Origin of the sequence: Paractinoplanes abujensis, assembly GCF_014204895.1 — a bacterium.
Taxonomy (GTDB): Bacteria; Actinomycetota; Actinomycetes; order Mycobacteriales; family Micromonosporaceae; genus Actinoplanes; species Actinoplanes abujensis.
This window is the reverse complement of record NZ_JACHMF010000001.1, coordinates 1,288,602-1,312,154: the sequence shown is the minus strand read 5'-3', so window position 1 is coordinate 1,312,154 and position 23,553 is coordinate 1,288,602. Positions and strand designations below refer to the sequence as shown.

The 23,553-nt window shown below is 72.0% G+C and carries 24 protein-coding genes; 15 read left to right on the top strand and 9 right to left on the bottom strand.

Annotation, left to right across the window (positions count from 1 at the left end):
• Nucleotides 1-2: 2 nt before the first annotated feature.
• From BKA14_RS05410 to BKA14_RS05400, 3 genes are read right to left on the bottom strand one after another with little or no spacing between them, the layout of a single operon-like run.
• On the bottom strand, nucleotides 3-890 hold the full coding sequence (locus BKA14_RS05410; protein WP_239092480.1) for a carbohydrate ABC transporter permease: 888 nt from the start codon (nucleotides 888-890) through the stop codon (nucleotides 3-5).
• Between the two features lie 10 nt (nucleotides 891-900).
• Nucleotides 901-1,824 carry a carbohydrate ABC transporter permease gene (locus tag BKA14_RS05405; RefSeq protein ID WP_239092472.1) on the bottom strand — a complete coding sequence of 308 codons (924 nt, stop codon included), beginning with the start codon at nucleotides 1,822-1,824 and terminating at the stop codon, nucleotides 901-903.
• Entirely contained in the window at nucleotides 1,821-3,167 is a 1,347-nt protein-coding gene (locus tag BKA14_RS05400) for an extracellular solute-binding protein (protein WP_203722016.1), read from the bottom strand. Before BKA14_RS05400 ends, BKA14_RS05405 begins: the two co-directional genes overlap by 4 nt.
• Nucleotides 3,168-3,484: 317 nt before the next feature.
• On the opposite strand from BKA14_RS05400, the gene BKA14_RS05395 reads away from it, so the two are divergent.
• Nucleotides 3,485-5,836: a glycoside hydrolase family 3 N-terminal domain-containing protein gene (locus tag BKA14_RS05395; RefSeq protein ID WP_203722018.1), complete on the top strand. Its 2,352-nt coding sequence runs from the start codon at nucleotides 3,485-3,487 to the stop codon at nucleotides 5,834-5,836.
• Here BKA14_RS05395 and BKA14_RS05390 read toward each other — a convergent pair.
• Nucleotides 5,771-8,587, bottom strand: coding sequence for a LuxR family transcriptional regulator (locus BKA14_RS05390; protein ID WP_184949820.1), 2,817 nt, complete (start codon nucleotides 8,585-8,587; stop codon nucleotides 5,771-5,773). The two genes, BKA14_RS05395 and BKA14_RS05390, sit on opposite strands and share 66 nt — an antisense overlap.
• A gap of 167 nt (nucleotides 8,588-8,754) precedes the next feature.
• Between BKA14_RS05390 and BKA14_RS05385 the strand changes: the two genes are divergently transcribed.
• The 5 genes from BKA14_RS05385 to BKA14_RS05365 all read left to right on the top strand — a co-directional run bounded on the left by BKA14_RS05385 (nucleotide 8,755) and on the right by BKA14_RS05365 (nucleotide 14,194).
• On the top strand, nucleotides 8,755-9,627 hold the full coding sequence (locus tag BKA14_RS05385; protein WP_184949819.1) for an alpha/beta hydrolase family protein: 873 nt from the start codon (nucleotides 8,755-8,757) through the stop codon (nucleotides 9,625-9,627).
• Between the two features lie 60 nt (nucleotides 9,628-9,687).
• Entirely contained in the window at nucleotides 9,688-10,701 is a 1,014-nt protein-coding gene (locus BKA14_RS05380) for a LacI family DNA-binding transcriptional regulator (protein WP_438861870.1), read from the top strand.
• A gap of 10 nt (nucleotides 10,702-10,711) precedes the next feature.
• The gene (locus BKA14_RS05375; RefSeq protein WP_239092473.1) at nucleotides 10,712-11,713 is read left to right on the top strand and encodes a 5'-3' exonuclease; all 1,002 of its coding nucleotides are present in this window, start codon (nucleotides 10,712-10,714) and stop codon (nucleotides 11,711-11,713) included.
• A gap of 1,067 nt (nucleotides 11,714-12,780) precedes the next feature.
• Nucleotides 12,781-13,269 (top strand): nuclear transport factor 2 family protein, encoded by a 489-nt coding sequence (locus BKA14_RS05370; protein WP_184949817.1) that lies wholly within the window; start codon nucleotides 12,781-12,783, stop codon nucleotides 13,267-13,269.
• Between the two features lie 322 nt (nucleotides 13,270-13,591).
• Nucleotides 13,592-14,194 (top strand): TetR/AcrR family transcriptional regulator, encoded by a 603-nt coding sequence (locus tag BKA14_RS05365; protein WP_184949816.1) that lies wholly within the window; start codon nucleotides 13,592-13,594, stop codon nucleotides 14,192-14,194.
• Here the strand turns inward: BKA14_RS05365 and BKA14_RS05360 are convergent.
• Nucleotides 14,157-14,498 (bottom strand): hypothetical protein, encoded by a 342-nt coding sequence (locus BKA14_RS05360; RefSeq protein ID WP_184949815.1) that lies wholly within the window; start codon nucleotides 14,496-14,498, stop codon nucleotides 14,157-14,159. The two genes, BKA14_RS05365 and BKA14_RS05360, sit on opposite strands and share 38 nt — an antisense overlap.
• Nucleotides 14,499-14,651: 153 nt before the next feature.
• On the opposite strand from BKA14_RS05360, the gene BKA14_RS05355 reads away from it, so the two are divergent.
• The 6 genes from BKA14_RS05355 to BKA14_RS05330 are packed head-to-tail and all read left to right on the top strand — an operon-like array spanning nucleotide 14,652 to nucleotide 18,426.
• Complete coding sequence (locus BKA14_RS05355) at nucleotides 14,652-15,353, top strand: energy-coupling factor ABC transporter permease (RefSeq protein ID WP_184949814.1); 702 nt, start codon at nucleotides 14,652-14,654, stop codon at nucleotides 15,351-15,353.
• Nucleotides 15,350-15,697, top strand: a complete 348-nt coding sequence (locus BKA14_RS05350) for a PDGLE domain-containing protein (RefSeq protein WP_184949813.1) — start codon at nucleotides 15,350-15,352, stop codon at nucleotides 15,695-15,697. Before BKA14_RS05355 ends, BKA14_RS05350 begins: the two co-directional genes overlap by 4 nt.
• 1 nt (nucleotide 15,698) lies before the next feature.
• On the top strand, nucleotides 15,699-16,460 hold the full coding sequence (gene cbiQ, locus BKA14_RS05345; RefSeq protein ID WP_184949812.1) for a cobalt ECF transporter T component CbiQ: 762 nt from the start codon (nucleotides 15,699-15,701) through the stop codon (nucleotides 16,458-16,460).
• Between the two features lie 5 nt (nucleotides 16,461-16,465).
• Entirely contained in the window at nucleotides 16,466-17,218 is a 753-nt protein-coding gene (locus BKA14_RS05340; protein WP_184949811.1) for an energy-coupling factor ABC transporter ATP-binding protein, read from the top strand.
• Nucleotides 17,215-17,787, top strand: a complete 573-nt coding sequence (locus tag BKA14_RS05335; RefSeq protein WP_184949810.1) for an HD domain-containing protein — start codon at nucleotides 17,215-17,217, stop codon at nucleotides 17,785-17,787. Before BKA14_RS05340 ends, BKA14_RS05335 begins: the two co-directional genes overlap by 4 nt.
• Before the next feature lie 60 nt (nucleotides 17,788-17,847).
• Entirely contained in the window at nucleotides 17,848-18,426 is a 579-nt protein-coding gene (locus BKA14_RS05330) for a DUF4291 domain-containing protein (RefSeq protein ID WP_184949809.1), read from the top strand.
• Here the strand turns inward: BKA14_RS05330 and BKA14_RS05325 are convergent.
• Nucleotides 18,410-19,072 carry a response regulator gene (locus BKA14_RS05325; RefSeq protein ID WP_184949808.1) on the bottom strand — a complete coding sequence of 221 codons (663 nt, stop codon included), beginning with the start codon at nucleotides 19,070-19,072 and terminating at the stop codon, nucleotides 18,410-18,412. The genes BKA14_RS05330 and BKA14_RS05325 overlap by 17 nt on opposite strands.
• Nucleotides 19,069-20,193 (bottom strand): sensor histidine kinase, encoded by a 1,125-nt coding sequence (locus BKA14_RS05320; protein ID WP_184949807.1) that lies wholly within the window; start codon nucleotides 20,191-20,193, stop codon nucleotides 19,069-19,071. The genes BKA14_RS05325 and BKA14_RS05320 overlap by 4 nt, the downstream gene beginning before the upstream one ends.
• A gap of 130 nt (nucleotides 20,194-20,323) precedes the next feature.
• Between BKA14_RS05320 and BKA14_RS05315 the strand changes: the two genes are divergently transcribed.
• Nucleotides 20,324-20,887 (top strand): class I SAM-dependent methyltransferase, encoded by a 564-nt coding sequence (locus BKA14_RS05315; RefSeq protein WP_184949806.1) that lies wholly within the window; start codon nucleotides 20,324-20,326, stop codon nucleotides 20,885-20,887.
• Here BKA14_RS05315 and BKA14_RS43595 read toward each other — a convergent pair.
• Nucleotides 20,884-21,078 carry a DUF2461 family protein gene (locus tag BKA14_RS43595; RefSeq protein ID WP_239092474.1) on the bottom strand — a complete coding sequence of 65 codons (195 nt, stop codon included), beginning with the start codon at nucleotides 21,076-21,078 and terminating at the stop codon, nucleotides 20,884-20,886. The two genes, BKA14_RS05315 and BKA14_RS43595, sit on opposite strands and share 4 nt — an antisense overlap.
• A 233-nt stretch (nucleotides 21,079-21,311) precedes the next feature.
• Here BKA14_RS43595 and BKA14_RS05305 point away from each other — a divergent pair, with 233 nt between their 5' ends.
• Nucleotides 21,312-21,620, top strand: coding sequence for a hypothetical protein (locus BKA14_RS05305; RefSeq protein WP_184949805.1), 309 nt, complete (start codon nucleotides 21,312-21,314; stop codon nucleotides 21,618-21,620).
• Nucleotides 21,621-22,007: 387 nt separating this feature from the next.
• Here BKA14_RS05305 and BKA14_RS05300 read toward each other — a convergent pair whose 3' ends face one another.
• Nucleotides 22,008-22,889 (bottom strand): SDR family oxidoreductase, encoded by an 882-nt coding sequence (locus tag BKA14_RS05300; RefSeq protein ID WP_184949804.1) that lies wholly within the window; start codon nucleotides 22,887-22,889, stop codon nucleotides 22,008-22,010.
• Between the two features lie 84 nt (nucleotides 22,890-22,973).
• Here BKA14_RS05300 and BKA14_RS05295 point away from each other — a divergent pair, with 84 nt between their 5' ends.
• The gene (locus BKA14_RS05295; RefSeq protein ID WP_184949803.1) at nucleotides 22,974-23,546 is read left to right on the top strand and encodes a TetR/AcrR family transcriptional regulator; all 573 of its coding nucleotides are present in this window, start codon (nucleotides 22,974-22,976) and stop codon (nucleotides 23,544-23,546) included.
• The last annotated feature ends 7 nt before the right edge of the window (nucleotides 23,547-23,553 follow it).

Genomic DNA, 23,553 nt, shown 5'->3' with positions numbered 1-23,553 from the left:
CTCTACTTGCTGAAGCCCGCCGTCAGACCACTCAGGAGCTGGCGGCGCCCCACGGCGTACAGGATCACGATCGGCAGCGTGGTCAACGTGACCGAGGCGGCGATCGCGGGGACGTTGACGCCGAACTGGCCCGAGAAGTCGGCCAGGGCGAGCGGGATCGTCCGGTTGTCGGGGCTCTGGGTGAGCACGAGCGGCAGCAGGAAGCCGTTCCAGATGCCGAGCGCGTTGTAGATCGTGACCGTGACCAGCGCGGGGCGGGTCAGCGGGAACGCCAGGCGCCACAGGGTGCCCCACTCGCTGGCCCCGTCCATTCGCATCGACTCGAAGAGTTCCTTCGGGACGTCGCGGATGAAGTTCGACAGCACGAGCACGGACAGGGGGATGGCGAACGCGATCGACGGCATGATGATCGCGGCCAGGGTGTCGTACATCTGGAGCCGGATGATGATCAGGTAGACCGGGATGATCACCGCCTGCAGCGGGATCGCCAGGCCCATCACGAACACGCCGTTCATGAGGCGCAGCACGCGGCTACCGGCGCCACGGACGATCGCGTACGCCGCCATGAAGCTGATCAGCACGGCGGGGACGATCGCGCCGGCCGTGACGATCACACTGTTGATGAAGTACCGCGCGACGTCGGACTCGATGACCGTCTTGTAGTTGGCGAACGAGAAGTCGCTGGGCGGGGCCAGGGGGTTGGTGATGAAGTACGTGTCCTGGGTCTTGAAGCTCGTGATGATGATCCAGTAGATCGGTAGCATCACGATGAACAGCCAGATCCAGCTCAGCCCGCCGCCGATCCAGTTGAACTGCAGGATCTTGGACCGCTTGCGGGTGCCGCCGGGGGTGCCGGAGACGGTCGGCGCCGACGGCCGATGGTCGGTCACGGTGGCCAACTCAGGCTCCTTCCAGCTGGCTCTCGTCGCCCCGGCCGCCGAGCCGCCGCAGCAGCAACGACAACCCGAGGCCGACCAGGACCAGGATCACGGCGATGGCACTGGCCGGACCCATGAGGTTGGCCTGGAAACCCTGTTTGTACATGAGCAGCGCGAGCGCCCGGGTGGAGTCACCGGGGCCGCCGCCGGTCAGCACGTAGATGAGGTCGAAGAAGGTCAGCGACCCCACGACCATCAACGTCGACGAGGTGATGATCGTGTATTTGAGCTGGGGCAGCGTGATCGACAGGAACTGCCGCACACGGCCGGCCCCGTCGATCTGCGACGCCTCGTACATGCTGGTCGGGATCTGCCGGACCGCACCCTGGTAGATCAGCGTGTGGAACGGGATGAACTGCCAGGACACGATGAAGATCAGCACGCCCATGGCCAGCGTCGAGCTGCCGAGCCAGTCCTGGTTGAGCCACTCCACGCCCAGGCCGCTGCCGAGGCCGAAGCTCGGGTCGAGCAGCGCCTTGTACGTGATGGCGATGGCGGCCGAGCTGAGCAGCAGAGGGATGAAGAAGAGCACGGCCAGGAACTCACGGTAACGCTTGCTGGTGGCCAGGAAGACACCGAGCAGAATGGACATCGGAGTCTGCACGGCCCACGACAACGCCATGATCAGGAACGTGACCCAGAGCGCGTTCGGCAGGCCCGGGTCCTTGAGCGTCGCCGTCCAGCTGTCCAAGCCGGACGGCACGATCTCGCCGATGCCGTTCCAGGTAGTGAAGCTGAGCGCGACCACACCCAGCAGCGGCACGATGCCGAACAACGTGAACCACACAAAGGCCGGCAGCGCCATCCAGAGGACGGAACCGCTCCGCCCGCCGCTGGACCTGGTGGGCTCCTTCGTCCGTACGACGGGCGGAGCGATCGCGGTCACTTGCCGATGACTCCGTTCATGGCGTCGACCCACTGCTGCGGGCTGACCTGCAGCTGGAACAGCTTGGCGATGTTGTCGAGCAGGGTCTCGGCCGCGGTCGGGCTGAGCGCCTGGTCCCACGACTGCGCGAAGGTCTTGGCGCCGTTGGCGATGCCGGCCATGTCCTTGAGGAACTGGGCGTCAGCGCCGGTGAACAGGCTCTCGCTGCCCTTCAGCACGGGCACGCCGCCGGACTTGACCCAGGCCTCCTTCTCCGCGTCGTCGACCAGCGTGGTGGAGAAGAACTTCTTCGCCGTCTCCTTCGCCTCGGCCGAGGCCTTGGACGAGATCGACAGGTACTGACCGGGGTTGCCGACCGTGTTGCTCGGGTCGCCCTGGCCGCCCTCGACCGCCGGGAAGTTCATCCAGCCCAGGCCGCCGTCCTTGACGAAGTTGCCACCCTGGGCGGTCTGGATGCCGTACGACCAGGAGCCGTGCAGCATCATGGCGGCCTTGCCCGTGTAGAGCAGCGCCTGGTCGGCGTTGGAGTCGGCCGCCGTGGACGAGAAGCCCTTCTGGAAGCCGTTCGCCTTCACCAGGTCCTGGATCTTGGTGAGCATGTCGAGCACGGCCGGGTCGCTCCACGCGCCCTTCTCGCCGGCGAACACGCGGTCGAAGACCTCGGAGCCCGCCGTACGGTCGAGGAGGAACTCCAGCCACATCATGTTGGTCCAGCGAGACTGGCCGGCCAGCGAGAACGGCGCGACCTTGGCCGCGTTGAACTTCGGCACCAGGGCCATGATCTCGCCCCACGACTGCGGGGGCTTTACGCCGACGCGGTCGAAGACCTTCTTGTTGTAGAAGAGCACGATCGGCTGCACGGTCTCGATCGGCATCGCGTAGATCTTGCCGTTGACCGTGGCCGCGCCGAACGACGACGGCAGGATCTTGTCCTTGACCGCGGCGTTCTGGCCGAACCAGTCGGTCAGGTCCTCGACCTGGTTGGCGTTGACGTACTCCTTGAGGCCGCCGCCGCCCCAGCCCCAGATCATCGTCGGGGCCTGGTTCGCGCCCAGGGCCGTCTTGATCTTCTGCTTGTACGCGTCGTTCTGGTAGTAGAACTCTTCGATCTTGGAGCCCGAGTTCGCGTCGTTGAAGCGCTTGATCGAGGCCTTGCGAACCGGCTCGCCGGGCGGGCCGCTGAGCGACCAGTAGCTGGCGCCGCCGCCGCTGCCACCGCCGCTGGTGCTTCCGCCACCACTGTTTTCGGGGCCGGAGCTGCCGCAGGCGGCGAGCGCCGCGGCGCCGGCCGCACCCGCGGCGAGGCCGAGGAAGTTCCGCCGGGACATCGGGTTATAGGTCACGCTGATCTCCGTACTCGAGTGCCGCCGTCGGTGGCAGCGAGAGAATCGCCGTGGTAGTGGTCGTCCGCGTCACAGAGGCTGCAACTTTCGCTCGACAACCGCAAATTAACACGAGGTTTCGTTAACGTAGGGTTTCGGCTTGATCATGTCAAGGGTCTTGCTGTGGTCGCGCTCCCATGAGGAGAGTGGACGCGATCCCGACCAGCCCGCAGAGCCTGCTTAAGATCACCCGGCACCGAAAACTTGCGCTGTACAAACACTGAAAGTTTCGGAACCGTAACCCAGGAACTACCCAGGAACCACTGAGGAGTCGCGTCGTGACGACAGAACCGGCACACAAGCCATGGCAGGACCCGGCGCTACCCGTCGCCGAACGCGTCGACGCGCTGCTCGCCGCGATGACTCCCGAGGAGAAGCTCGGCCAGCTGGGCAGCCGCTGGGTCGGCAACGACATGCAGGACGACGAGCAGACCGACCCCGACGAGACCCTCAACGTCGCTCCTATGCAGGACGTTTTCGCGGCTTCTGGCACGATACCCCTGGAAGAGGCCAGCCGGGACGGGCTCGGGCACCTGACCCGCGTCTACGGAAGCTACCCCCTCACTGCCGTCCAAGGCGCCGCCGAGGTCGTTCGTCAGCAGCACATCGTCCTGGCCAACTCGCGCTTGAGGATTCCCGCCATCGTGCACGAGGAGTGCCTGACCGGGTTCACCACCTTCGGCGCCACGGTCTATCCGGCCGCGATCGCCTGGGGCGCCACCTTCGACCCCGACCTGGTCGAGCGGATGGCCGCCGCGATCGGCCGTGACATGGCCGCCGTGGGCGTGCACCAGGGCCTGTCCCCTGTGCTCGACGTGGTGCGCGACTACCGCTGGGGCCGGGTCGAGGAGACCATCGGCGAGGACCCGTACCTGGTGGCGCTGCTGGGCGCGGGCTACGTCCGGGGTCTGCAGAGCTCCGGCGTGATCGCGACGCTCAAGCACTTCGCCGGGTACTCGGCGTCGCGCGGCGCCCGCAACCACGGCCCGGTGCCGATGGGCCGGCGCGAGCTGCTCGACGTCATCCTGCCGACGTTCGAGACCGCGATCCGCGAGGCCGGGGCCGGGTCGGTGATGAACTCCTACTCGGACATCGACGGCCTGCCCGCGGTGGCCGACCCGTGGCTGTTCACCGAGCTGCTGCGCGACCGCTGGGGCTTCACCGGCACGGTCGTCTCCGACTACTGGGCGGTGCCGTTCCTGGCCAGCACCCACCACGTGGCCGAGGACATGGACGACGCCGGCCTGCAGTCGCTGACCGCGGGCATCGACGTCGAACTGCCCGACACGCTGGGCTTCGGCCCCGGCCTGATCGGCAAGGCGAGCGAGGAGCTGATCGACCGGGCCGCCCGCCGCGTGTTGACCCAGAAGGTCGAGCTGGGCCTGCTGGACGCCGGCTGGACGCCCGAGAAATCCGTCGCGGCCGCCGAAAGCACCGAGCTCGACTCCGCGGCGAACCGCGCGCTGGCCCGCGAGATGGCCGAACGCTCGATCGTGCTGCTCGACGCGGGCACGGCCCTGCCGCTGGCCGCGGGCCTCGGCACGGTGGCCGTCGTCGGGCCGGCCGCGGCCGACCCCCGTACGTTCATGGGTTGCTACGCCTTCCCCAACCACGTGCTGCCGCGGTATCCGGACGCCGGGCTCGGCATCGACGTGCCAACCACCGTCGACGCGCTGAAGTCTGCCCTTTCCGGCACCGAGGTCGTGCACGAACAGGGCTGCGCGGTGATCGGCGACGACCGGAGCGGTTTCGCGGCTGCGGTCGAGGCGGCCCGCGGTGCCGACGTGACCGTGGCGATGGTGGGCGACCTGGCCGGCCTGTTCGGGCACGGCACCTCGGGCGAGGGCTGCGACGCCGAGGACCTCACACTGCCCGGCGTGCAGGCCGAGCTGATCGAGGAACTGCTGGCCACGGGCAAGCCGGTCGTCGTGGTCGTGGTCTCCGGACGCCCGTACGCGCTCGGGAAGTTCGCCTCCCGCGCGGCCGGGCTGGTGCAGGCGTTCATGCCGGGCGAGGAGGGCGCGGCCGCGATCGCGGGCGTGCTGACCGGCCGCGTCAACCCGGGCGGCAAGCTGCCCGTGCAGATCCCGCGGCACCCGGGCGGCCAGCCCAGCACCTACCTGCTGCCCTCGCTGGGCGCCGAGAACACGGGCGTGAGCAACCTGGACCCGGCGCCGCTGTACGCCTTCGGGCACGGCCGCTCCTACACCACCTTCGAGGTGGACGACCTGCGGATCAGTGCGGCCGAGGTGCCGACCGACGGCGAGTTCATGGTGACCGTACGGGTGCGCAACACCGGCTCGCGCGCCGGTGACGAGGTCGTGCAGCTGTACCTGAAGGACCTGGTGGCCCAGGTGACCCGGCCGGTGAAGCAGCTGACCGGGTTCGTGCGGGTGCCACTGGAGGCGGGCGAGGCCAAGGACGTGACCTTCACGGTGCACGCCGACCGGACGGCCTTCACCGGGCGCGACCTCTCCCGGATCGTCGAACCCGGCGACCTGGACGTGCTGGTCGGCACGTCCGCGGCCGACCTGCCGCTCACGGGCCGGGTGCGGCTGACCGGCTCACTGCGCGTGGTCGGCGACCGGGATCGCAAACTGGTCACCCCGGTCACCGTGGAAAAGATCTAGGCGGGCCAGTTCGGTGCGCGACCGCACGCCGAGCCGGGCGAACACGTTGCGCAGGTGATGATCGATCGTGCGGGGGCTCAGGTGCAGCTGCTGGGCCACCTCACGGTTGGTCGCCCCCTCGGCCACCAGCTCCGCGATCCGCTCCTGCTGGGCGGTGAGCGGGGCGCGGCCCACCGGGCCGATCCGCTCCCCCGCCGCCCGCAGCTCCCGGGCGGCCAGCCCGGCCCAGGGACCGGCGTCGAAACGGCGGAACGTCTCCACGGCCCGGCGCAGATGCTCGCGCGCCTCGGCCGGGCGGCGCCGGCGGCGCAGGTGCCGGCCGTAGAGCAACTGGGTGTGGGCCCGCGCGTACCCGCCGTCGGCGTCGCGTTCGTGCCAGCCCAGCGCCTCGCGGAACCAGTCGTCGGCGGCCGCGATGTCGGTCAGCGCCCGGCAGCGGCCGCGCAGCGCCAGCCAGCCGGGCCGTCCGGTCCGCCCGGCCCACCGGTCGAAGACGTCGTTGCCGGCGCCGGTGGTCTCGACCAGGTGCGGGGCCACGGCCACCCGCAAGACCATCGATCCCGTACGGGCCACCCGCACCAGCCGCTGAGCCGCGCGAGCCGGTTCCCCCTCGACCAGGTCGAGCAGCGCCTCCGACCAGTCCTCCAGCGGCGACCCCGCGGCATGCTCGCGGGCCGTCGCGGCGTCACCCCGGAACGCGGCCAGCAACCCGAGCAGGGCCAGGTGGGCGTCGGCCAGGTCGCTGTGGCGGGCGGTCGCGGCCCCGTCCAGCGCGTGCTCGTGCGCCGCGTCGTGGCGGCCCGCGGCCAGTTCCGCGTACGCGGCCACCTCGAGCGCCCGCGGCACCAGCGACGCGTCCCCGATCTCGCGGGCCAGCGTCACGGCCCGCCCGGCCAGCCGCGCGGCCCGGTCGTCGTCGCCGACCACGATGCCCGCGTCGGCCGCCCGGATCAGCGCGGTCGCGTCGCCGCTGCGTTCCCCCAGCCGCACGACCTCGCGCAGATGCCCGAAACCACCCTCCTCGTCGCCGGTGAGCAGATCCGCCACCCCCAGCACCTGCTGCACCGCCAGCTCCGTGCCCGGGCGGCCGTCGCGGCACCGGTCGGCGGCCTGTCTCGCCAGTGGAGGAAACAAACCCGGTTCCCCCGTACGGCCGCAAGCCTCACCTGCCACCACCAGCGCGTCGAGGGCGGCCGCGGGGTCGGTCGACATCGTCTCCGCGGCCACGCCGAGCAGCGTGTCGCGCGACTCGGCGGGCGCGCCCCGCGCGTGCAGCTCGGCGATCAAGGCCCGCGCCCGGGCCCGGACGACGGCCTGCCCGGTTGCGTGACCCGCCCGCCGCAGCAGGGGCGCGGCGTCGCGCGGACGGCCCGCGGCCAGGGCGCTGCGGGCGGCGGCCAGCGCGGCCTCGGCTGTCGTCCGCGGATCGGAGCTCAGGCCGGCCGCGTAGCGACGGGCGCGGAAGGCTTCGGGGGACGGCGCGTCCTGGGCCGCTTCGAGCAGGTCGCGCGCCAGGTCGTCGTCGGCGCCGGTGGTCACCGCGGCCCGATGCAGCAGGGCTCCCAGGCGGTGACCACGCTCCGCCAGGGCAGCGGCCAGGCTCGCGTGGGCTTCGTGGCGCAGGGCGATCGGGGCGTCGCCGTAGACGACCGTCCGCAGCACTTCCGGCGTGAACCGGACGCCGCTCGGCGACACCTCGATGAGGCCCGCTCGCTCGGCGGGTTCGAGGTCGGCCAGGCGCGCACCGTCGCCCATCGTCGCGCGCTCAGGTGGGCGCACGTCGTCGCCGGGATGCGCGGGGTCGCTCGACTGCGCGGGCTTGCTCAGGTGCGCGGGCTCGCTTGAGTGCGCGGGCTCGCTCGGATGGGCATCGACGCGCAGGTTCGCGGCCCTCACGAGGTCGGCCGGCGTGGCGTCCGGGTCGGTGGCGGCCAGGAGCAACAGGCGGCGGGTGACCGCCGGCAGAACGGACATCAGGGCGTTGCCGTGCCGGCGGAGGGTGCTGCCCGGTGGCAGAGCGCAGGGTGGGGCAGCGAAGCCGCGCCGCTGGGCCGGGGTCAGCGCGCCGGCCAGGTCGGTCAGGGCGCCGGGATGGCCCGCGGCCAGGTCGGTCAGGGCGGCCGCGACCTCGGGGGCGAGATCGGGCGCGCAGCGGCGCAGCAGAGCCCGGCTCGCGGTTTCGTCCAACGGCGTCAACCGGATCAGCGGCAGGCCGGTCGCCAGGGCCAGGCCCCGGTCGTCGGCGGTCACGGTGGCCAGCACGGCGACGGGCAGGCTGTGCAGGCGACGAGCGACCAGGCGGAACTGCTGCCACGACTGCGGGTCGAGGCGGTCGGCGTCGTCGATCAGCAGGAGCAGCGGGCCCCGGCGGGCAGCCCGGCGGAGCAGGGCCAGCACACTCACTCCGAGCGTCAGCGGGCCGGGCGCGGGCGGGCGTCCGGCGATCACGTCGTCCAGCGGCTCCCGCTGCCGGGCCGGCAGATCTCCGACGAGCCCGGCCAGGGGTTCGAGCAGACGCTGGAGCCCGGACAGCGCGAGTCCCGACTCGTCGGCGTGCCCCTCGACGAGAAGCGTCAGCGGGCTCGGGCCGGCCGCGCGCAACAGCGTCGTGCGGCCCTCGCCCGGGCCGCCCGCCAGCACCAGCGCGCCGCCACGCCCGTTCTTCGCGGCCGTGAGCAGCTCGCCGATCGCCGACAGCGGTGCCTGCCGGCCGTACGGGAAGGAATTTTGCACTTGACGTGCACTAACCATGTCGCGAGTCTGTCGCCGCAGGCCACGGCGGGGAAGGCATCGACCCGGACTTTTCGGCAGATGAAATTTCCAGCCTGTTACAAGGCCGGTGGTTCTACCGATGCGGACCGCGCGGAGCCGCACAAACACTGACCGCCATCAATCCCCCACCCCCGGGAGCGTGTCAGGTGCAGCAACTTCGCAAACCACGCCGATTCGTCCTCGCGCTGGCCGCGGCCGCGGCACTGGCCGTCGGGCTGGGCGCGGCGCCCGCCCAGGCCGCCGCCAACCCGTACGAGCGGGGCCCGGCCCCCACCACCGCCGCGCTCGACGCGAGCCGCGGACCCTACAGCGTGGCCACCGAGAACGTGTCCTCGCTGGTCACCGGTTTCGGGGGCGGCACGATCTACTACCCGACGACCACCAGCGACGGCACCTTCGGAGCGGTCGCCATCTCCCCCGGCTTCACCGCCCGCTGGTCGAGCCTGTCGTGGCTGGGCCCGCGCATCGCGTCGCACGGCTTCGTGGTGATCGGCATCGAGACCAACACCATCTACGACCAGCCCGGCTCGCGCGGCGACCAGCTGCTGGCCGCGCTCGACTACCTGACCCGGTCGAGCTCGGTGCGATCGCGCATCGACACCACCCGGCTGGCCGTGGCCGGTCACTCGATGGGTGGCGGCGGGAGCCTCGAGGCCGCCCGCACCCGCCCGTCGCTGCAGGCGGCGGTGCCGCTGGCCCCGTGGAACACGACCAAGACCTGGTCCACGCTGCGGGTGCCGACCCTGATCATCGGCGGCGAGAGCGACACCGTCGCACCCGTCGCGTCGCATTCGATCCCGTTCTACAACAGCATCCCGTCGGCCTCGGAGAAGGCGTACCTGGAGCTCAACAACGCCTCGCACTTCTTCCCGCAGACCGTCAACACGTTCACCGCCCGCCTCGCGGTGGCCTGGCTGAAGCGCTTCGTCGACAACGACACCCGCTACGACCAGTTCATCTGCCCGGGCCCGGCGAGCACCTCCATCTCGGACTACCGCAACACCTGTCCCCTCGTCTGACCCGGCGCGACCGGCCGGCGGATCCCCGCCGGCCGGCCTCGTGCGGCTATCCTGCCGCGGATGAGCGTCAAACGTGGTCGGCCGCCGGGCATGATGGACGTCGCCCGGCTGGCGGGGGTGTCCCATCAGACGGTGTCGCGCGTGCTCAACGAGCACCCCAACGTCAGCGAGCAGACCCGCCTCAAGGTCCAGGCCGCGATCGCCGAGCTCGGCTACCGGCCCGACCGGGCCGCCCGCGCCCTGGTCACCGGCACCTCCAAGGTGATCGGCGTCGTCGCGCAGAATTCCTCCCTGTACGGGCCGGCCTCGATGCTGACCGCGTTCGAGGAGGCGGCGCAGGCCACCGGGTTCGCGGTCAACGTGGGCAGCGTGCGCAACCTCGACGAGCGGTCGATCGCCGACGCCGTCGAACGCCACCTCGACCAGCGGGTGGCCGGCCTGGTCGTGATCGCGCCCGTCGCCGGCGCCGGCCCCGCCCTGGCCGCCCTGCCCGGCGACGTGCCGCTGGTGACCATCGACGGCGACCCCGAGCGTTCGTCCACGCTGGTCACGGTCGACCAGGTGGCCGGGGCCAGAGCGGCCACCGAGCATCTGCTGGGCCAGGGTCACCGGTCGGTCTGGCACATCTCGGGCCCGGCCGACTGGTTCGACGCGGCCGGGCGCATCCAGGGCTGGGAGGCCGCCCTGCGCGACGCCGGGCGCGAGATCCCGCCGCTGCTCACCGGCGACTGGAGCGCCGCCTCGGGCTACCGCAACGGCCAGCTGCTGGCCCGCCTGCCCGAGGCGACGGCGGTGTTCGCGGCCAACGACCACATCGCGCTGGGGCTGCTGCGGGCGCTCAACGAGCACGGCCGCCGGGTGCCGGCCGACGTCAGCATCGTGGGCTTCGACGACGTACCGGAAGCGGGTTTCTACAACCCCCCGCTGACCACGATCAAACCCGACTTCGACGCGGTCGCCCAGGCCTCGCTGGAGTTGCTGCTGGCCCAGATCGCCTCGGGCACCACCGATGCCGTACGGCGGGTCATCAAGCCCGCCCTCGTGGTCCGGGAAAGCGTCGCACCCCCGGCGTAGTCTCTCTCGCGTGCCACTCCTGCTCGTTCTCGACGGCAACAGCCTGCTGCACCGCGCCTACCACGCCGGTGCGGGTGACGGCTGGCTCGACGACGACGGCAACCCGATCTGGGCGTTGCGCGGCCTCTTCGGTTACCTGGCCCGCGCCGCGGCCCACCTGCGGCCCGACGCCGTGATGGTCGGCTTCGACTGCCCGGACGAGTCGGCCCGCCGCACCGACTATCCGGCCTACAAGGCGCACCGCCCCGACAAGGCAGCCGACCTGACCGCGCAACTGCTGGCCGCCCCCGCCCTGCTGCGCGACGCCGGGGTGTGCACGGTGGTGCCCCGGGCCTACGAGGCCGACGACGTGCTGGCCAGCGCCTCCGCCGCGGCCCGCGACCGCGGCTGGCAGTCGGTGCTCATGACCAGCGACCGCGACGCGTTCGCCCTGATCGACGAGGCCACCCAGGTGCTCCGCGTCCGCAACGGCGGCTTCGACGAGGCCACGCTGATCGACGCCGCGACCCTGCCCTCCCTCTACGGCGTGCACCCATGGCAGTATCGCGACTTCGCCGCACTGCGAGGCGACCCGTCGGACAACCTCCACGGCGTACGGCGGTTCGGCGCCACCACGGCGGCCAAGCTGCTCACCGCCTTCGGCACGCTGGAGGCCGCCTGGGAAGCCGGGGTCGCCCTGGTCCGCGAGGCCGTCGGGGCCCACGCCGCCACCTGCTTCACCGACCCCGGCGCTCGCGAGATCGTCGACCGCAACCGCCAGCTGATGAGCATGCGCCACGACCTGGCCCTCCCCGACCTGGCCCAGGCCCGGCTGCCGCTCAACCGTTTCGTCATGCGCCAGGCATTGCGGGCCCGTGGCATCAATCTGGGGCCTTCGTTGTGGGCGCTGAACGGCGGCGAACCCCCGACCGCACCCGACGCCGACCCGACGCCTGAATTCCGGCCTTGGGTGTTCCGGGGCAGCCTGGCCGCGCGGCGGGAGCCTACGCCGGGGCAGATCGCCCTGTTCTAGCCGGCCGCCCCCGCTGTCCGCCTCTGCATCTCCTGCTCCAGGCTGCCCCTTGTCTCCGTTTACTTCTGATCCCGCCCCGCCTCGCTCCTTCCTCGGCACCGCCGGCCTTCCTCCAGCCCACCTCTGTCCTCCCGGCCCGCCTGCTCGTGCCCCCACGGCTCCGCCCGGCCTCGCTACGCCTGCCCTGCGCCCGCCTTCCCCGCCTTCCGCCCTGGCGTACTCGGCCCGCCCTGCCCTGCCTGCCTTACGCCTGCCCTCACCCGCCCTGGCCTGTCCGCCCTACGCTGCCCATCTGCCGCGCCCCTTCCAGGCCTGCCCTTCATCCCGCGCCCGCTTCGCCCGGCCCGCGCTGCCTGCCTCCTGTCCTGGCCTGGCTTGCGCTGGCGCCCCTGCCCTGCCCGCCCCGCCCTGCCCGTCCCCTGCCCGTCCCCTGCCCGTCCCCTGCCCGTCCCCTGCCCTGCCCGCCCTGCTCGTCCCGGCCCTGCCGTCCTGCTCGTCCCGGCCCTGCCGGCCTGCTCGTCCCTGCCCTGCCCGGCCTGCTCTACCTCCATTTGCTCTGCCGCTTGCTCTTGCCGGCACCTGCTCTGCCCAGCGCCTGCCCGGCGCCCTGCGCCTCCCTGCGGTCTGCCCGGCCCGTCTCTGCCTCTTCGTCCTGCAATCCTCGGCCCGCGCCATGCCGGCCCTGCGCAGTCCTCCTCAACACCGCCCTTCCCACGACGCTCCCTTCCCGCTCCGCCCCTACCGCGCCGCCCCGAGGCCTTTCCGCGCTGCCCCGCCGCCCCTCCGCGCTGCACCGCCGCCCCCTCCGCGCTGCACCGCCGCCCCTCCGCGCTGCACCGCCGCCCCTCCAGCGCCTGCCGTCGCTGTCGTGCCGGGTCTGCGCCTGCCATTCCTCCTGTGCTCGCCCTGCGCGCCCAATGCACCTCTATCCCTTGTTCGTCGCTCTGCTCGGCCAGGCCGTTGCTCACCCCGGCCGTACTCGGCTTCCTGCCCCGCCCGCCTATTGCCGTTGGCGACAGTCCGTCGTAATCTTTGCGACGTCCTGTCGTATAAAGAAGGGAACCCCCATGACCGTGCTGAACGATCGCACCGAGCTCATCGAACTGATGAGCCACTACGCCGACATCGCTGACCTCAAGGACTTCGACGAACGGCCTGGTCGCGTCTTCACCGAACAGCTCGCTCTGGACTTCGAGTCGGTTGCCGGGATACCGCCGGCGACCGTGCCGCTCGGCGACTACGTCGGGATCCTGCGGGCCAGCTTTGCGCCCTGGCAGGCGACCTATCACGCCATCACCGGCCACGCGATCGAAGTCGACGGCGACCGGGCGGCGATCCACGCCCATGTCCGGGCCGAACATTGGCTGGCCGACGGCCGTCGCTGGCTGGTGGTCGGCTTCTACGACAACGAAGCGGTCCGTACGCCGAAGGGGTGGCGCCTGAGCCGCGTCAAGCTCACCGCGTCCCACCAGGAGAACGCTCAGCTGGCTGCCGTCGCCACGGGTTCGGCACCCGAGGACTCGACGACGACCGCGCAGCCCGCTAGTGAAGTCTGAGGGCGCCGATAGCGGCGGCGCGTGGATACAGGCCACACACACCGGTCACGGCCGGAGCAGGCGGGACCAAGCGGGCACTGCCGGAAGCTGGGCAGGCGCGGCACAGCGAGCGTGGGCGCGGTGCGGCGGGCGAGTGACGAAGCGGTGGGCAACGCATAGGTGAGCGCGGCGCAGCAAGCACGAGCACGGCACATCACGCACCAGCACGGGGCGGTGGGCACGAGTGCGGCGCGGGGAACGGGCACGGCGCAGCGGGCACAAGCGGGGCGCGAGGGGCCGGGTGCGGCGCCGGCGGGGGGATGGCGTGCGGGAGGATGGCCGGGTGCCGCGGATTCGGGGAGCCAGCATCGAGGAACACCACGAGTTGGTGTGGGCGGGCCTGGCTGAGGCCTTGCGGCAGTTGCTGCTCGAGCGGGACTACGACTCGATCACCATGGGGCACATCGCGGCCCGGGCGGGGCTGGCCCGCAACACGCTCTACAACTACGCGCCTGACAAGAGTGCGCTGGTGTTGCTGCTGACCGAGCGGGCCAGCCGGCCGGCGGTGGCGCGGGTGGCCGCGATCGCGGCGCGGTCCGGGGAGTCGGCGGCCGGGCGGTTGCGGGGGATCGTCGAGGCGTTTCTGGAGGCGTCCACCGATCAGGCGTTGCAGCCGATGTTCCGGCCGGGCGCGGGGTCGCTCGTCGCCGACGTGCCGAAGGGGCCGGGCAATCCGTTCAACGCGATAGTGGCCGAAGTGGAGAACGTCGTCCGGGACGGGGTTGCTCGGGGGGAGTTCCGGGCGGTCGGGGACGTGCCGCTCACCGTGGAGCTGCTGTCGGGGGTCGTCCGGGCGGGGGCGGAGCGGATCGGTCGTGAGCCGGCTGTTTTCGCGGCGACGGTGAGTGTCACGCAGGAGGTCGTCCTGGCTGCCCTCCGGCCGTAGGGGCCGCGACCAGCATCACGTCGGCGGGCCTGGTGGACAGCGCGGCCCGGATGGCTTTCACGTTGATGTCGCCGCTGCCGGTCACGGTGACGTGGGCGGACATGCCGAGGTCGAGGAACGGTCTTTCGCCGTAGCGTTCGATGCGGGAGACGGTCAGGTTGTCGTAGATCGGGCCGTCGAACGAGATCAGTTGTACGGGGTCGCCGACTCGGAGTTCACCGCGAATGCATCGGCCCGAGCAGGTCAGCGAACCGTAGGACATGTGGGTGAACTCGATGAGCTGGAACTGGACGTCGCCGGTCAACCGGGCCTCCTGAGATCGCGGGCGCCTCTATTTACGCACAGGGCCCGAACCATCCGTATCCAGTGATGCGCAGAACTACCAGTTGCCAATTCGCGTCCAGTTGCCAAGACTTTGCAACAGCCGGTTCGACGCGAGCCGCGACAGGGAGGCGTCATGGAGACGACGGCGATGCACATCGCCAACGGGATCGTGGACGGGCCGGTGTCGGCGGTGTTCGCGGTGCTGGCGGTGGTCGCGCTGGCTTTCTGCGTACGGAAGGCCAGGAACGATCTCGACGAGCGGCTGGCGCCGATGGCGGGGCTGGTGGCGGCGTTCATCTTCGCCGTGCAGATGCTGAACTTCCAGGTGCTGCCGGGGGTGTCGGGGCATCTGCTGGGCGGCACCCTGGCCGTGATCCTGGTCGGGCCGTGGGTGGGCGCGCTGTGCGTGTCGACGGTGCTGATCGTGCAGTGCCTGCTGTTCGCCGACGGCGGTCTGACCGCGCTCGGCCTCAACGTCACGAACATGGCGCTGCTCGGCACGGCGGCCGGTTATCTGCTGGTCGCGGGGCTGCTGCGGGTGCTGCCGAGGAACGCCCGAGGGCTGGCGATCACCGCGTTCGTGGCGTCGGTCGTCAGTGTGGTCGTGGCGTCGCAGGGCTTCGTGCTCGAGTACGCGCTGGGCGGCACGACCGAGCTGTCGCTGCCGTGGGTGTCGGGCACGATGGCCGTCTCGCACACCCTGATCGGCATCGGTGAGGGCCTGATCGCGGCGACCACCGTCGCCACCGTGGCCAAGGTCCGGCCCGATCTCGTCTACGCGCTGCGGCGCTTCCGCCGGGCGCCGATCGCCGCCGAGATGGGAGTGAAGGCATGACCAAGAAGCTGGGCTGGTTCCTGGCCGGCGGGCTGCTGGTGGCCGTGCTGCTGGCCGGTGTGGTGAGCAACTTCGCCTCGTCGAGCCCCGACGGGCTGGACGCGACGGCCCGCGAAGGGTGCACGTTCAACGCCGAGGGCGAGATCACCGGCGGGCACTGCATCGCGCAGGAGGAGAGCGAGCATCAGCTGGGCAACTCGCCGCTGGCCGACTACGGGATCCGGGGTGTCGGCAACAGCTTCGTGTCGACGCTGCTGGCGGGCACGGCCGGGGTGCTGATCACGTTCGGGGTCGGCGCGGGCCTGTTCTGGGTGGCCCGCCGCCGGCAGAAGACGGACGCCTGAGGTGGGTGCCGGGCACGCGCACCCGCTGCATCTCGACCGGGTGAGCCCGGTGCACCGCCTGGCGCCCGAGGTGAAGATCGCCGCCGTCCTGCTCTTCACGATCATCGTGGTCGTCACTCCCCGTACGGAGTTCTGGGCGTTCGCGGGTTACGCCTTGTTGCTGGTGGTAGTGGCCGCAGTCGCGCGCGTGCCGGCCGTGTGGCTGGCGAAGCGGGCCACCATCGAGCTGCCGTTCGTGCTGCTGGCGATCGCGCTGCCGTTCGCCGGGCAGGGCGAACGCGTCGACTGGCTGGGGATGTCGCTGTCGATCGACGGGCTGCACGGGGCGTGGAACATCTTCGCCAAGGGCACCCTCGGCGTGGTGGCGTCGCTGCTGCTGGCGGCCACGACGACGATGCGTGACCTGATCCTGGGGCTGGACCGGCTGCGCTGCCCGGCCGTGTTCACCCAGATCGCCACGTTCATGCTGCGCTATCTGGACGTGCTGGCCGACGACGCCCGGCGGATGCGGATCGCCCGGCTGGCCCGGGGTTACGACCCGCGGTTCCTGTGGCAGGTCAAGGCGTTCGCGGTGAGCGTGGGGTCGCTGTTCCTGCGGGCGTACGAGCGGGGTGAGCGCGTCTACCTGGCCATGGTGTCGCGGGGGTACGCGGGACGGCTTCCCCGTACGGCGGAGGAACGCACACCGATGTCGCAGTGGGTGACGGCGGCCGCGTTACCCGTGGCCACCGCGGGGATCGCCCTGATCGCCGGGCTAGGCTGACCGGAATGACCGCTCTCCGTGTCGAGGGGCTGCACTTCGCCTACCCCGACGGCACCCCCGCGCTGCACGGCGTCGACCTCACGCTGGCCCCCGGCGAGCGGGTCGCGCTGCTCGGCCCCAACGGCGCCGGCAAGACCACGCTGGTGCTGCATCTCAACGGCATCCTGCACGGCGGAGCGGGCACCATCGACGTGGCCGGCGCCCGCGTCGACCCGTCCGACCGGGCCGGGCTGGCCGAGGTCCGCCGCCGCGTCGGCCTCGTCTTCCAGGACCCGGACGACCAGCTCTTCATGCCCACGGTGGCCGAGGACGTCGCTTTCGGGCCGCAGAATCTGGGCGTACGCGGCCCCGAGCTGAAGGAGCGCGTCGACGAGGCACTGGCCGCGGTCGGCATGAGCGAGCACCGCGACCAGGTGCCGCATCACCTGTCGTTCGGCCAGCGCCGCCGGGTGGCCGTGGCCACCGTGCTGGCCATGCGGCCCGAGATCCTCGTGCTCGACGAGCCGTCGTCCAACCTCGACCCGGCCAGCCGCCGCGAACTGGCCGAGATCCTCGAGCCGCTCCCCGTCACCGTGCTCATGGTGACCCACGACCTCCCGTACGCCTTGCAGCTGTGCCCGCGCGCGGTCATCCTCGACGCGGGCCGGATCGTCGCCGACGGCCCCACGGCCGACATCCTCACCGACGAGCCGCTGCTGCACGCGCACCGGCTGGAACTGCCGTTCGGCTTCAACCCGGCGGCGGTCGCCCGGCCGTGACCGACCTGCCCACCGACGACGAGATCCGCGCCCTGCACGAACGCTTCGCCCCGGCCCCGGCGGCGTTCGAGCTCGTCTGGACCCATTGCCTGATCGTGCGCGACCTGGCCGCGAGCTTCCCGGCCCCCGGCGCCGACCCCGATCTCGTACGGGCCGGGGCCCTGCTCCACGACATCGGCGTGTATCGCCTGCAGCCGGGCGAGGCCTACATCCGCCACGGCGTGCTGGGCCACGAGCTGCTGCGCTCCCTCGGCCTGCCCGAGCCGCTGGCCCGCATCTGCTCCCACCACACGGGCGTCGGCCTCACCCGCGAGGACGTGCTGACACAGGGCCTGCCGCTGCCCCCCGAGGACTACCTCGACGAGAGCCCGTCCGAGACGGTGGTCATGTACGCCGACAAGTTCCACAGCAAGACGACCCCGCCCCGCTTCTGGACAGCCGAGTCGTACGCGGCCTCGATCGCCCGCTTCGGCCCGCAGAAGGCCACCCGCTTCGCCGACCTGGTCACCCGGTACGGCGAACCCGACGTACGCGCGCTGGCCGACCGCTACGGCCACGAAGTCCACTGACCCGCTGCGGCGGCCGAAACCTGGTGGACCCGCGACGATCCGGGGCGCGATCATGAGCGGGTGACGGACGTTCCCTACCGGCAGATCCGGGCGGTCTTCGATGCGGAGACCGTGGTGGTTTATCAGGCCTACTCCCCGGCCATCGCGGGGCCTGCGGTGGCGGCCGGGCGGTTCGTGCCGCCGTTCAAGCGGGGGCGGATGACGTGGGTCAAGCCGTCGTTCCTGTGGATGATGTATCGCTGCGGCTGGGCCACCAAGCCGGGGCAGGAGCAGGTGCTGGCCGTGTCGATCCGGCGCGCCGGGTTCGAGTGGGCGCTGGACAACTCGTGTTCCAGCCATTATGACCGGGACGTGTACGCGGACCGGCAGGCTTGGCAGCGCGCCGTCAAGACCAGCCCGGCCCGGGTGCAGTGGGATCCGGAGCGGTCGTTGCGGCTGCAGCCGTTGCCCTACCGATCGTTGCAGCTCGGGCTGTCGGGGGTCGCGTCGGACAAGTACGCCGACGAGTGGGTCACCGGGATCACCGACGTGACGGGGCTGGCCCGCGGCATCAAGGGGCGGCTCGACGCGGGGGACGAGGCGGGGGCGCGGGAACTGCTGCCCGCGGAACAGCCGTACCCGTTCAGCGTACGGGCTTGAAGTCGTCGTCGATCAGACCGAGCCGGTGGGCCATGACCGCGGCCTGGACGCGGTTGCGCAGGCCCAGTTTCTCGGTGACCGCGGCGACGTGCGACTTCACCGTGGTCACCCCGAGGTGCAGGTCCGCACCGATCTCGGCGTTGGAGCGACCCGCGCCGACCAGGGCCAGCACCTCGCGTTCGCGCGGGGTCAGGGTGTCGAGTTCGCCCGGTTCGGCCTCCTCGCGGTGGGCGCTCAGGGCCCGCGCGACCACGCGGGACAGCACCGCGGGGGCCAGCAAGGGCTCGCCGCGGGCGGCCCGGCGTACGGCTTCGATCATGTCTTCGGGTGCGCCGTCCTTGAGCAGGTAGCCCACGGCGCCGGCGCGCAGCGCCCCGTACACCTCGGCGTCCTCGCCGAACGTGGTGAGCATGACCACGCGGGTGGTGGGGGCGGCGGCCAGGATGCGCCGGGTGGCTTCGATGCCGTCGACGCGGGGCATGCGCAGGTCCATCAGGATCACGTCGGGGCGCAGGCGGTCGGCCAGCCGTACCGCCTCGTGCCCGTCCGCGGCCTCGCCCACCACGTCCTCGCCCGCCGTGCGCAGCAGGAGCGTGACCCCGGCCCGGACGAGCTCCTGGTCGTCCACCACGAGGACGCGGATCATGGCAGCTCCACGGTGACGGCGACGCGCCAGCCGCCGTCGCGGGGGCCGGCCTCGAAGGTGCCGCCCAGGATTTCGACGCGCTCCCGCATACCGGCGAGGCCATGCCCGGACGAGGGCAGCGCGTTGTCTGACTTGTCCGGCATGGTGTTGGTGACCTCGATCTGGATCTCGCGGGCGTCCTTGTGCAGGGCGACCACGACCGACGACCCCGGAGCGTGCTTCAAAGCGTTGGTCAGAGCCTCCTGGACGACCCGGGCCGCCGTCACCCGGAGCGCCAGCGGCACCAGGGCCAGCCGCACGTCGACGTCGGCTCGCACATCCAGGCCGTTGGAGCGGCTGCGCTCGACCGCGTCGGTGATCATCTGCTCGGGATCGATCAACGGGTCGGCGCCGCCCGGGTCGCGCAGCACGTGCAGCATGCCCCGCAGGTCGACGAGCGCCTGCCCCGCGCTGGTGTGGATGGCGTCGAGCGCGGTCGCCGACTCCTCGAGCCGTTCCGCCGCCGGTGCGCTGCCGTTCCGGGCCGCGTAGCGCGCCGACCCGGCCCGCATCGCGATCGCCGACACGTGATGGGCCACCAGGTCGTGCAGGTCGTTGGAGATGCGGGCGCGCTCGCCCATCCGGGCCGCCTCCCGCTCGGCGACCGCGCGCTCGCGTTCCTGTGCGGCGACCTTGCGCAGCCCGGCCAGCCAGCAGCCGAACGCGACCGGCGCGCCGACCGCGGCCGCGATCGAGCACAGGCGCAGCACCCCGTTCACGCCCGAGAGCAGGCCGAGGTCGTGGCGCCCGACGGTGAACACGACGGACCCGTACAGCGCCGCCCAGCCCACGGTGGTGACCCATCCGCTGTGCCGGTAGGCGACCGCGCCGAGCGCGAGGCCCGCGGCCAGCGGTGCGACGTGACTCTCGTACGGGAGCACGATGTCGGTCGCGACGATGAGCACGACCTCGAGGCCGAGCAGCAGCAGGGGCAGCCGCCGGATCAGCACGAGCGCGACGACCGAGGCCTCGACGAGGACCCACTGCGCGACCGGCTGGCCGGACGGCGCGCCGAGCACGACAGTGACCGCGCCGACCAGGGCGCCGGCCACCCCGATGCCTACGTCGATCAGCGCCTTCACACAGGTCACGATACGTCCGCCGGAGCAGGCGGGCTCCCCTGCCACCGGCCGCCCGGCCTCCTCCTTGTGGCCGCCGGTCCGCCTGGCCGCACGAGATCATCGGGCCGGTGGCGCCCCTAGCGTCACCGGCATGAGTTTCCTCGTGGAGTTCGCACGCAGCCCCTTGGAGGTCGGCGCGGTGGCGCCCAGCGGCCGCACACTCGCCGAGGTGATGATCGCGCCGGTGCCCCGGACCGGTGACCCCACGGTGGTCGAACTGGGACCGGGCACGGGCTCGTTCACCGCCGCGATCCAGCGGCGCCTGGCCGGTCGCGGGCGGCACGTCGCCGTCGAGATCAACCCCCGCTTCGCCGCCCAGCTGTCCCGGGCCCATCCCGGCGTCGAGGTCGTGCAGGCCGACGCCCGCAAGTTGCCGAACCTGCTCGCCTCCCCCGCCGACGTCGTGGTCAGCGGTCTGCCCTGGGCCGCCTTCTCCCCCGCCCTGCAGGGCGACGTGCTCACGGCCGTGACCGGCTCACTGGCCCCGGACGGGGCTTTCACGACCTTCGCGTACGTGCATGCGCGCTGGGCGCCGCCCGCACGCCGGCTGCTGCGCTCGTTGCGCTCCCGCTTCGACGAGGTCGTGATCGGCCGTACGGTCTGGGCCAACCTGCCACCCGCCCTCGTCTACCACTGCCGCCGCCCGCTGGTTTAACTCCGTACGTGGGAATCGAGCCACTCGTGGAGCGGAGCCCCGGCCCGCAGGAACTCGACGACGCGGGTCTTCGCCTTGGCCGTGCCCAGCCAGGCCGCGGGCTCCCACTCCCGCCACGTGGTCAGACCCTTGTGCCGCAGCAGACCGACGCGGGGGTGGTCCTTGGCGTAGCCCCGCGGCGCCGTCTTCAAGGACCCGTGCCCGTGTACGCCGACGCCGCCGCCCTCGATCGACGCGATGACCCCGGTCAGCGCCTCGCCCGCCTTGTCGTCCAGTAGGTCTTCGAGTTGTCGGCGGCGAGGCCCTCGTAGAACTCGAGGGCCTCGCTGGGCCAGCCGTGGAACGTCACGCCCGCAACCTACCGGGGCCGGGGCCACTGCTGGTTGCCCCCACGGTTGCCGTTTCGCGTGGTTGGATCCCCCATGTGAGAACCCGCCACGCCAACGCGGCCGCTTCCCTCGGGCTGTTCGCCGTCCTGGCGGTCTTCGCGGCCCTGACCCTCGTCCTGTCGGCGCCCCTGATGTCGAACGCCTGCATCGGCGACTCGGGCCAGATGGCCTGCCCCGTCGACGGGCCCGGCTGGACCCGCCCCGTGCCCGCCGCGGCCACCCTTCTGGGCCTGCTGAGCGGCCTCATCGGCGTCGCCGCCGGACGCCCGCTCCGCAAGCCCGCCCTGATCGCCGGTTTGACCCTGGTCGCCGCGGGCCTGGCTATGAACGTCGTGATCGGGTGAGGCCCGGCGCCGTCCTCCGCTGGGCCCACGACGAAAGACCCGCCCGTGTCCTGGCCGGCGGCTCACCTGGCTCCCGAACGAGCGCGACCCGCCTGCGTTCACCTTCGGCGGCGACCTCGCCGCCGCCGACATCTCCCTCCGGGCATTCGGCCCCACCGGCGGCGTCCGGAAGCCCGTACGGGTCACCGCCGACGGGACCCACCTGACCGCGGCCGGACTGATGCGCAAAGCGGCCGACCTGCGGATGCCCACGGCACCATCGTGGACGGAGCCGGCATCTACCGCGAAGGCCTCCACCGCGGCCGCCCGTCCTGCTACCTGTGGGGCGCCACCAGCAAGGTCGGCCCCACCCCGGCCCGCCGTAAACCCGGGCAGGCTACGTGGTGATCAGGGCCGGATGTTCTCCAGGTCCTTGAGCAGGCTCGGGTGGGACGGCAGCCAGCCCAGTTCGGATCGGGTGCGACTGCTGGTGGCCGGCTGGTCGGTGGCGAAGATCGGGGCCAGCGGGCCGAACGTGTCGTCCGGGACCGACCGCACGGGCACGCCGAGCCGGCGGCCGATCACTGTGGCGATGTCGCGTACGGTGTCACCCTCGTCGTCGACCGCATGCCACGCCGTGCCCGCGGGCGCCTGCTCCAGGGCCAACCGGAAGAGCACCGCGGCGTCGAGGGCGTGCACCGCGGGCCAGCGCATGAGGCCGTCGCCCGGGTAGCCGGAGACGCCGGTGCGGCGGGCGATGCCGGTCAGCAGCCCGGCGAAGCCGCCCTGGCCTTCGTTGTGCACCGTGCGCGGGAGCCGGACGGCGGAGCTGCGCACGCCCCGGGAGGCCAGGGCGAGCACGCCCATGACGGCACGGCCGCGGCCGCCGACGGGGCCGTCGGTGGGCACGGGGTCGGTCTCGTCCGAGGCGCGGCCGGGCACCCAGGGCGTGCCCGAGACCGTCACGTACGGGCGGTCGCTGCCCACGAGCGCCTCGCCCATCGCGGCCTGGGCGGCGCCCTCTTCGGCCACGGATCGGGCGACGGCCTCGGCGCTGCTGAAGTCGTTGCCGAAGGCCAGGTGGACGACGCCGTCGGCGCGGGCCACGCCGGCGCGCAGGACGTCCAGGTCGGTCAGGCCGCCCGGCAGCGGCTCGGCGCCGGCGGCTTCCACGGCCCGCGCGGACGCGTCGGAGCGGGCCAGGGCGAGCACGGTGTGGCCGTGGCCGAGCAGTTCGGCGACGACTGCGGTGCCGATCAGGCCGGTGCCGCCGGTGATGAAGACGCGCATGGAACTCTCCCGCCAGTGATGGGACTCTTGTCCCATCACGCTACCACAGTGATGAGACAAAGGTCCCGTCACTATGATGGGGGCATGGCTCGTTGGGAACCGGGGGCGCGGGAGCGGCTCGTCGTCGCCGCGGTGGACCTGTTCGCCGAGCAGGGTTATGACGCCACGACGGTCGCGCAGATCGCCGAGCGGGCCGGCGTCACCAAGAGCACGTTCTTCCGGCACTTCCCCGACAAGCGGGAGCTGCTGGTGGCCGGGCAGGAGACGCTGCGCACCCTGCTGGCCGAGGGCGTCGCCGAGGCGCCCGCGACGGCCGGCCCGATGGAGGCGGTCGCAGCCGGGCTCGAGCGCGCGTCGAGCGCCATGGGCCCGATGAACCGCGAGCTCGGGCCCCGGTTGAAGGCCGCCGTCGCCACCAGCACGGTGCTGCAGGAGCGCGACGCCCTCAAGACCGTCAGCCTGGCCGCGGCCCTCACCGGCGCGCTGGTCGCCCGGGGCGTGCCCGACCCGGTCGCGGCCCTCGCGGGTGAGCTGGGAGTGCTCGCCTTCAAGCGGGGTTACGCCCAGTGGTCGGAGGCCGAGGGCGAGAGCGACCTGGCGCCCTACACGCTGGCCGCCCTGCAGGAGCTGCGCGCGGCCACCGTCAGCCTGGGCTGATCCGGTA

What these genes read in the sequence shown, in the direction of transcription:
- BKA14_RS05390 (WP_184949820.1), bottom strand. Translation starts at nt 8,587, where the DNA reads ATGGTTAGTGCACGTCAAGTGCAAAATTCCTTCCCGTACGGCCGGCAG.
- BKA14_RS05350 (WP_184949813.1), top strand. Translation starts at nt 15,350, where the DNA reads ATGACCAAGAAGCTGGGCTGGTTCCTGGCCGGCGGGCTGCTGGTGGCC.
- BKA14_RS05300 (WP_184949804.1), bottom strand. Translation starts at nt 22,889, where the DNA reads ATGCGCGTCTTCATCACCGGCGGCACCGGCCTGATCGGCACCGCAGTC.
- BKA14_RS05315 (WP_184949806.1), top strand. Translation starts at nt 20,324, where the DNA reads ATGAGTTTCCTCGTGGAGTTCGCACGCAGCCCCTTGGAGGTCGGCGCG.
- BKA14_RS05355 (WP_184949814.1), top strand. Translation starts at nt 14,652, where the DNA reads ATGGAGACGACGGCGATGCACATCGCCAACGGGATCGTGGACGGGCCG.
- BKA14_RS05340 (WP_184949811.1), top strand. Translation starts at nt 16,466, where the DNA reads ATGACCGCTCTCCGTGTCGAGGGGCTGCACTTCGCCTACCCCGACGGC.
- BKA14_RS05325 (WP_184949808.1), bottom strand. Translation starts at nt 19,072, where the DNA reads ATGATCCGCGTCCTCGTGGTGGACGACCAGGAGCTCGTCCGGGCCGGG.
- BKA14_RS05295 (WP_184949803.1), top strand. Translation starts at nt 22,974, where the DNA reads ATGGCTCGTTGGGAACCGGGGGCGCGGGAGCGGCTCGTCGTCGCCGCG.
- BKA14_RS05380 (WP_438861870.1), top strand. Translation starts at nt 9,688, where the DNA reads ATGAGCGTCAAACGTGGTCGGCCGCCGGGCATGATGGACGTCGCCCGG.
- BKA14_RS05370 (WP_184949817.1), top strand. Translation starts at nt 12,781, where the DNA reads ATGACCGTGCTGAACGATCGCACCGAGCTCATCGAACTGATGAGCCAC.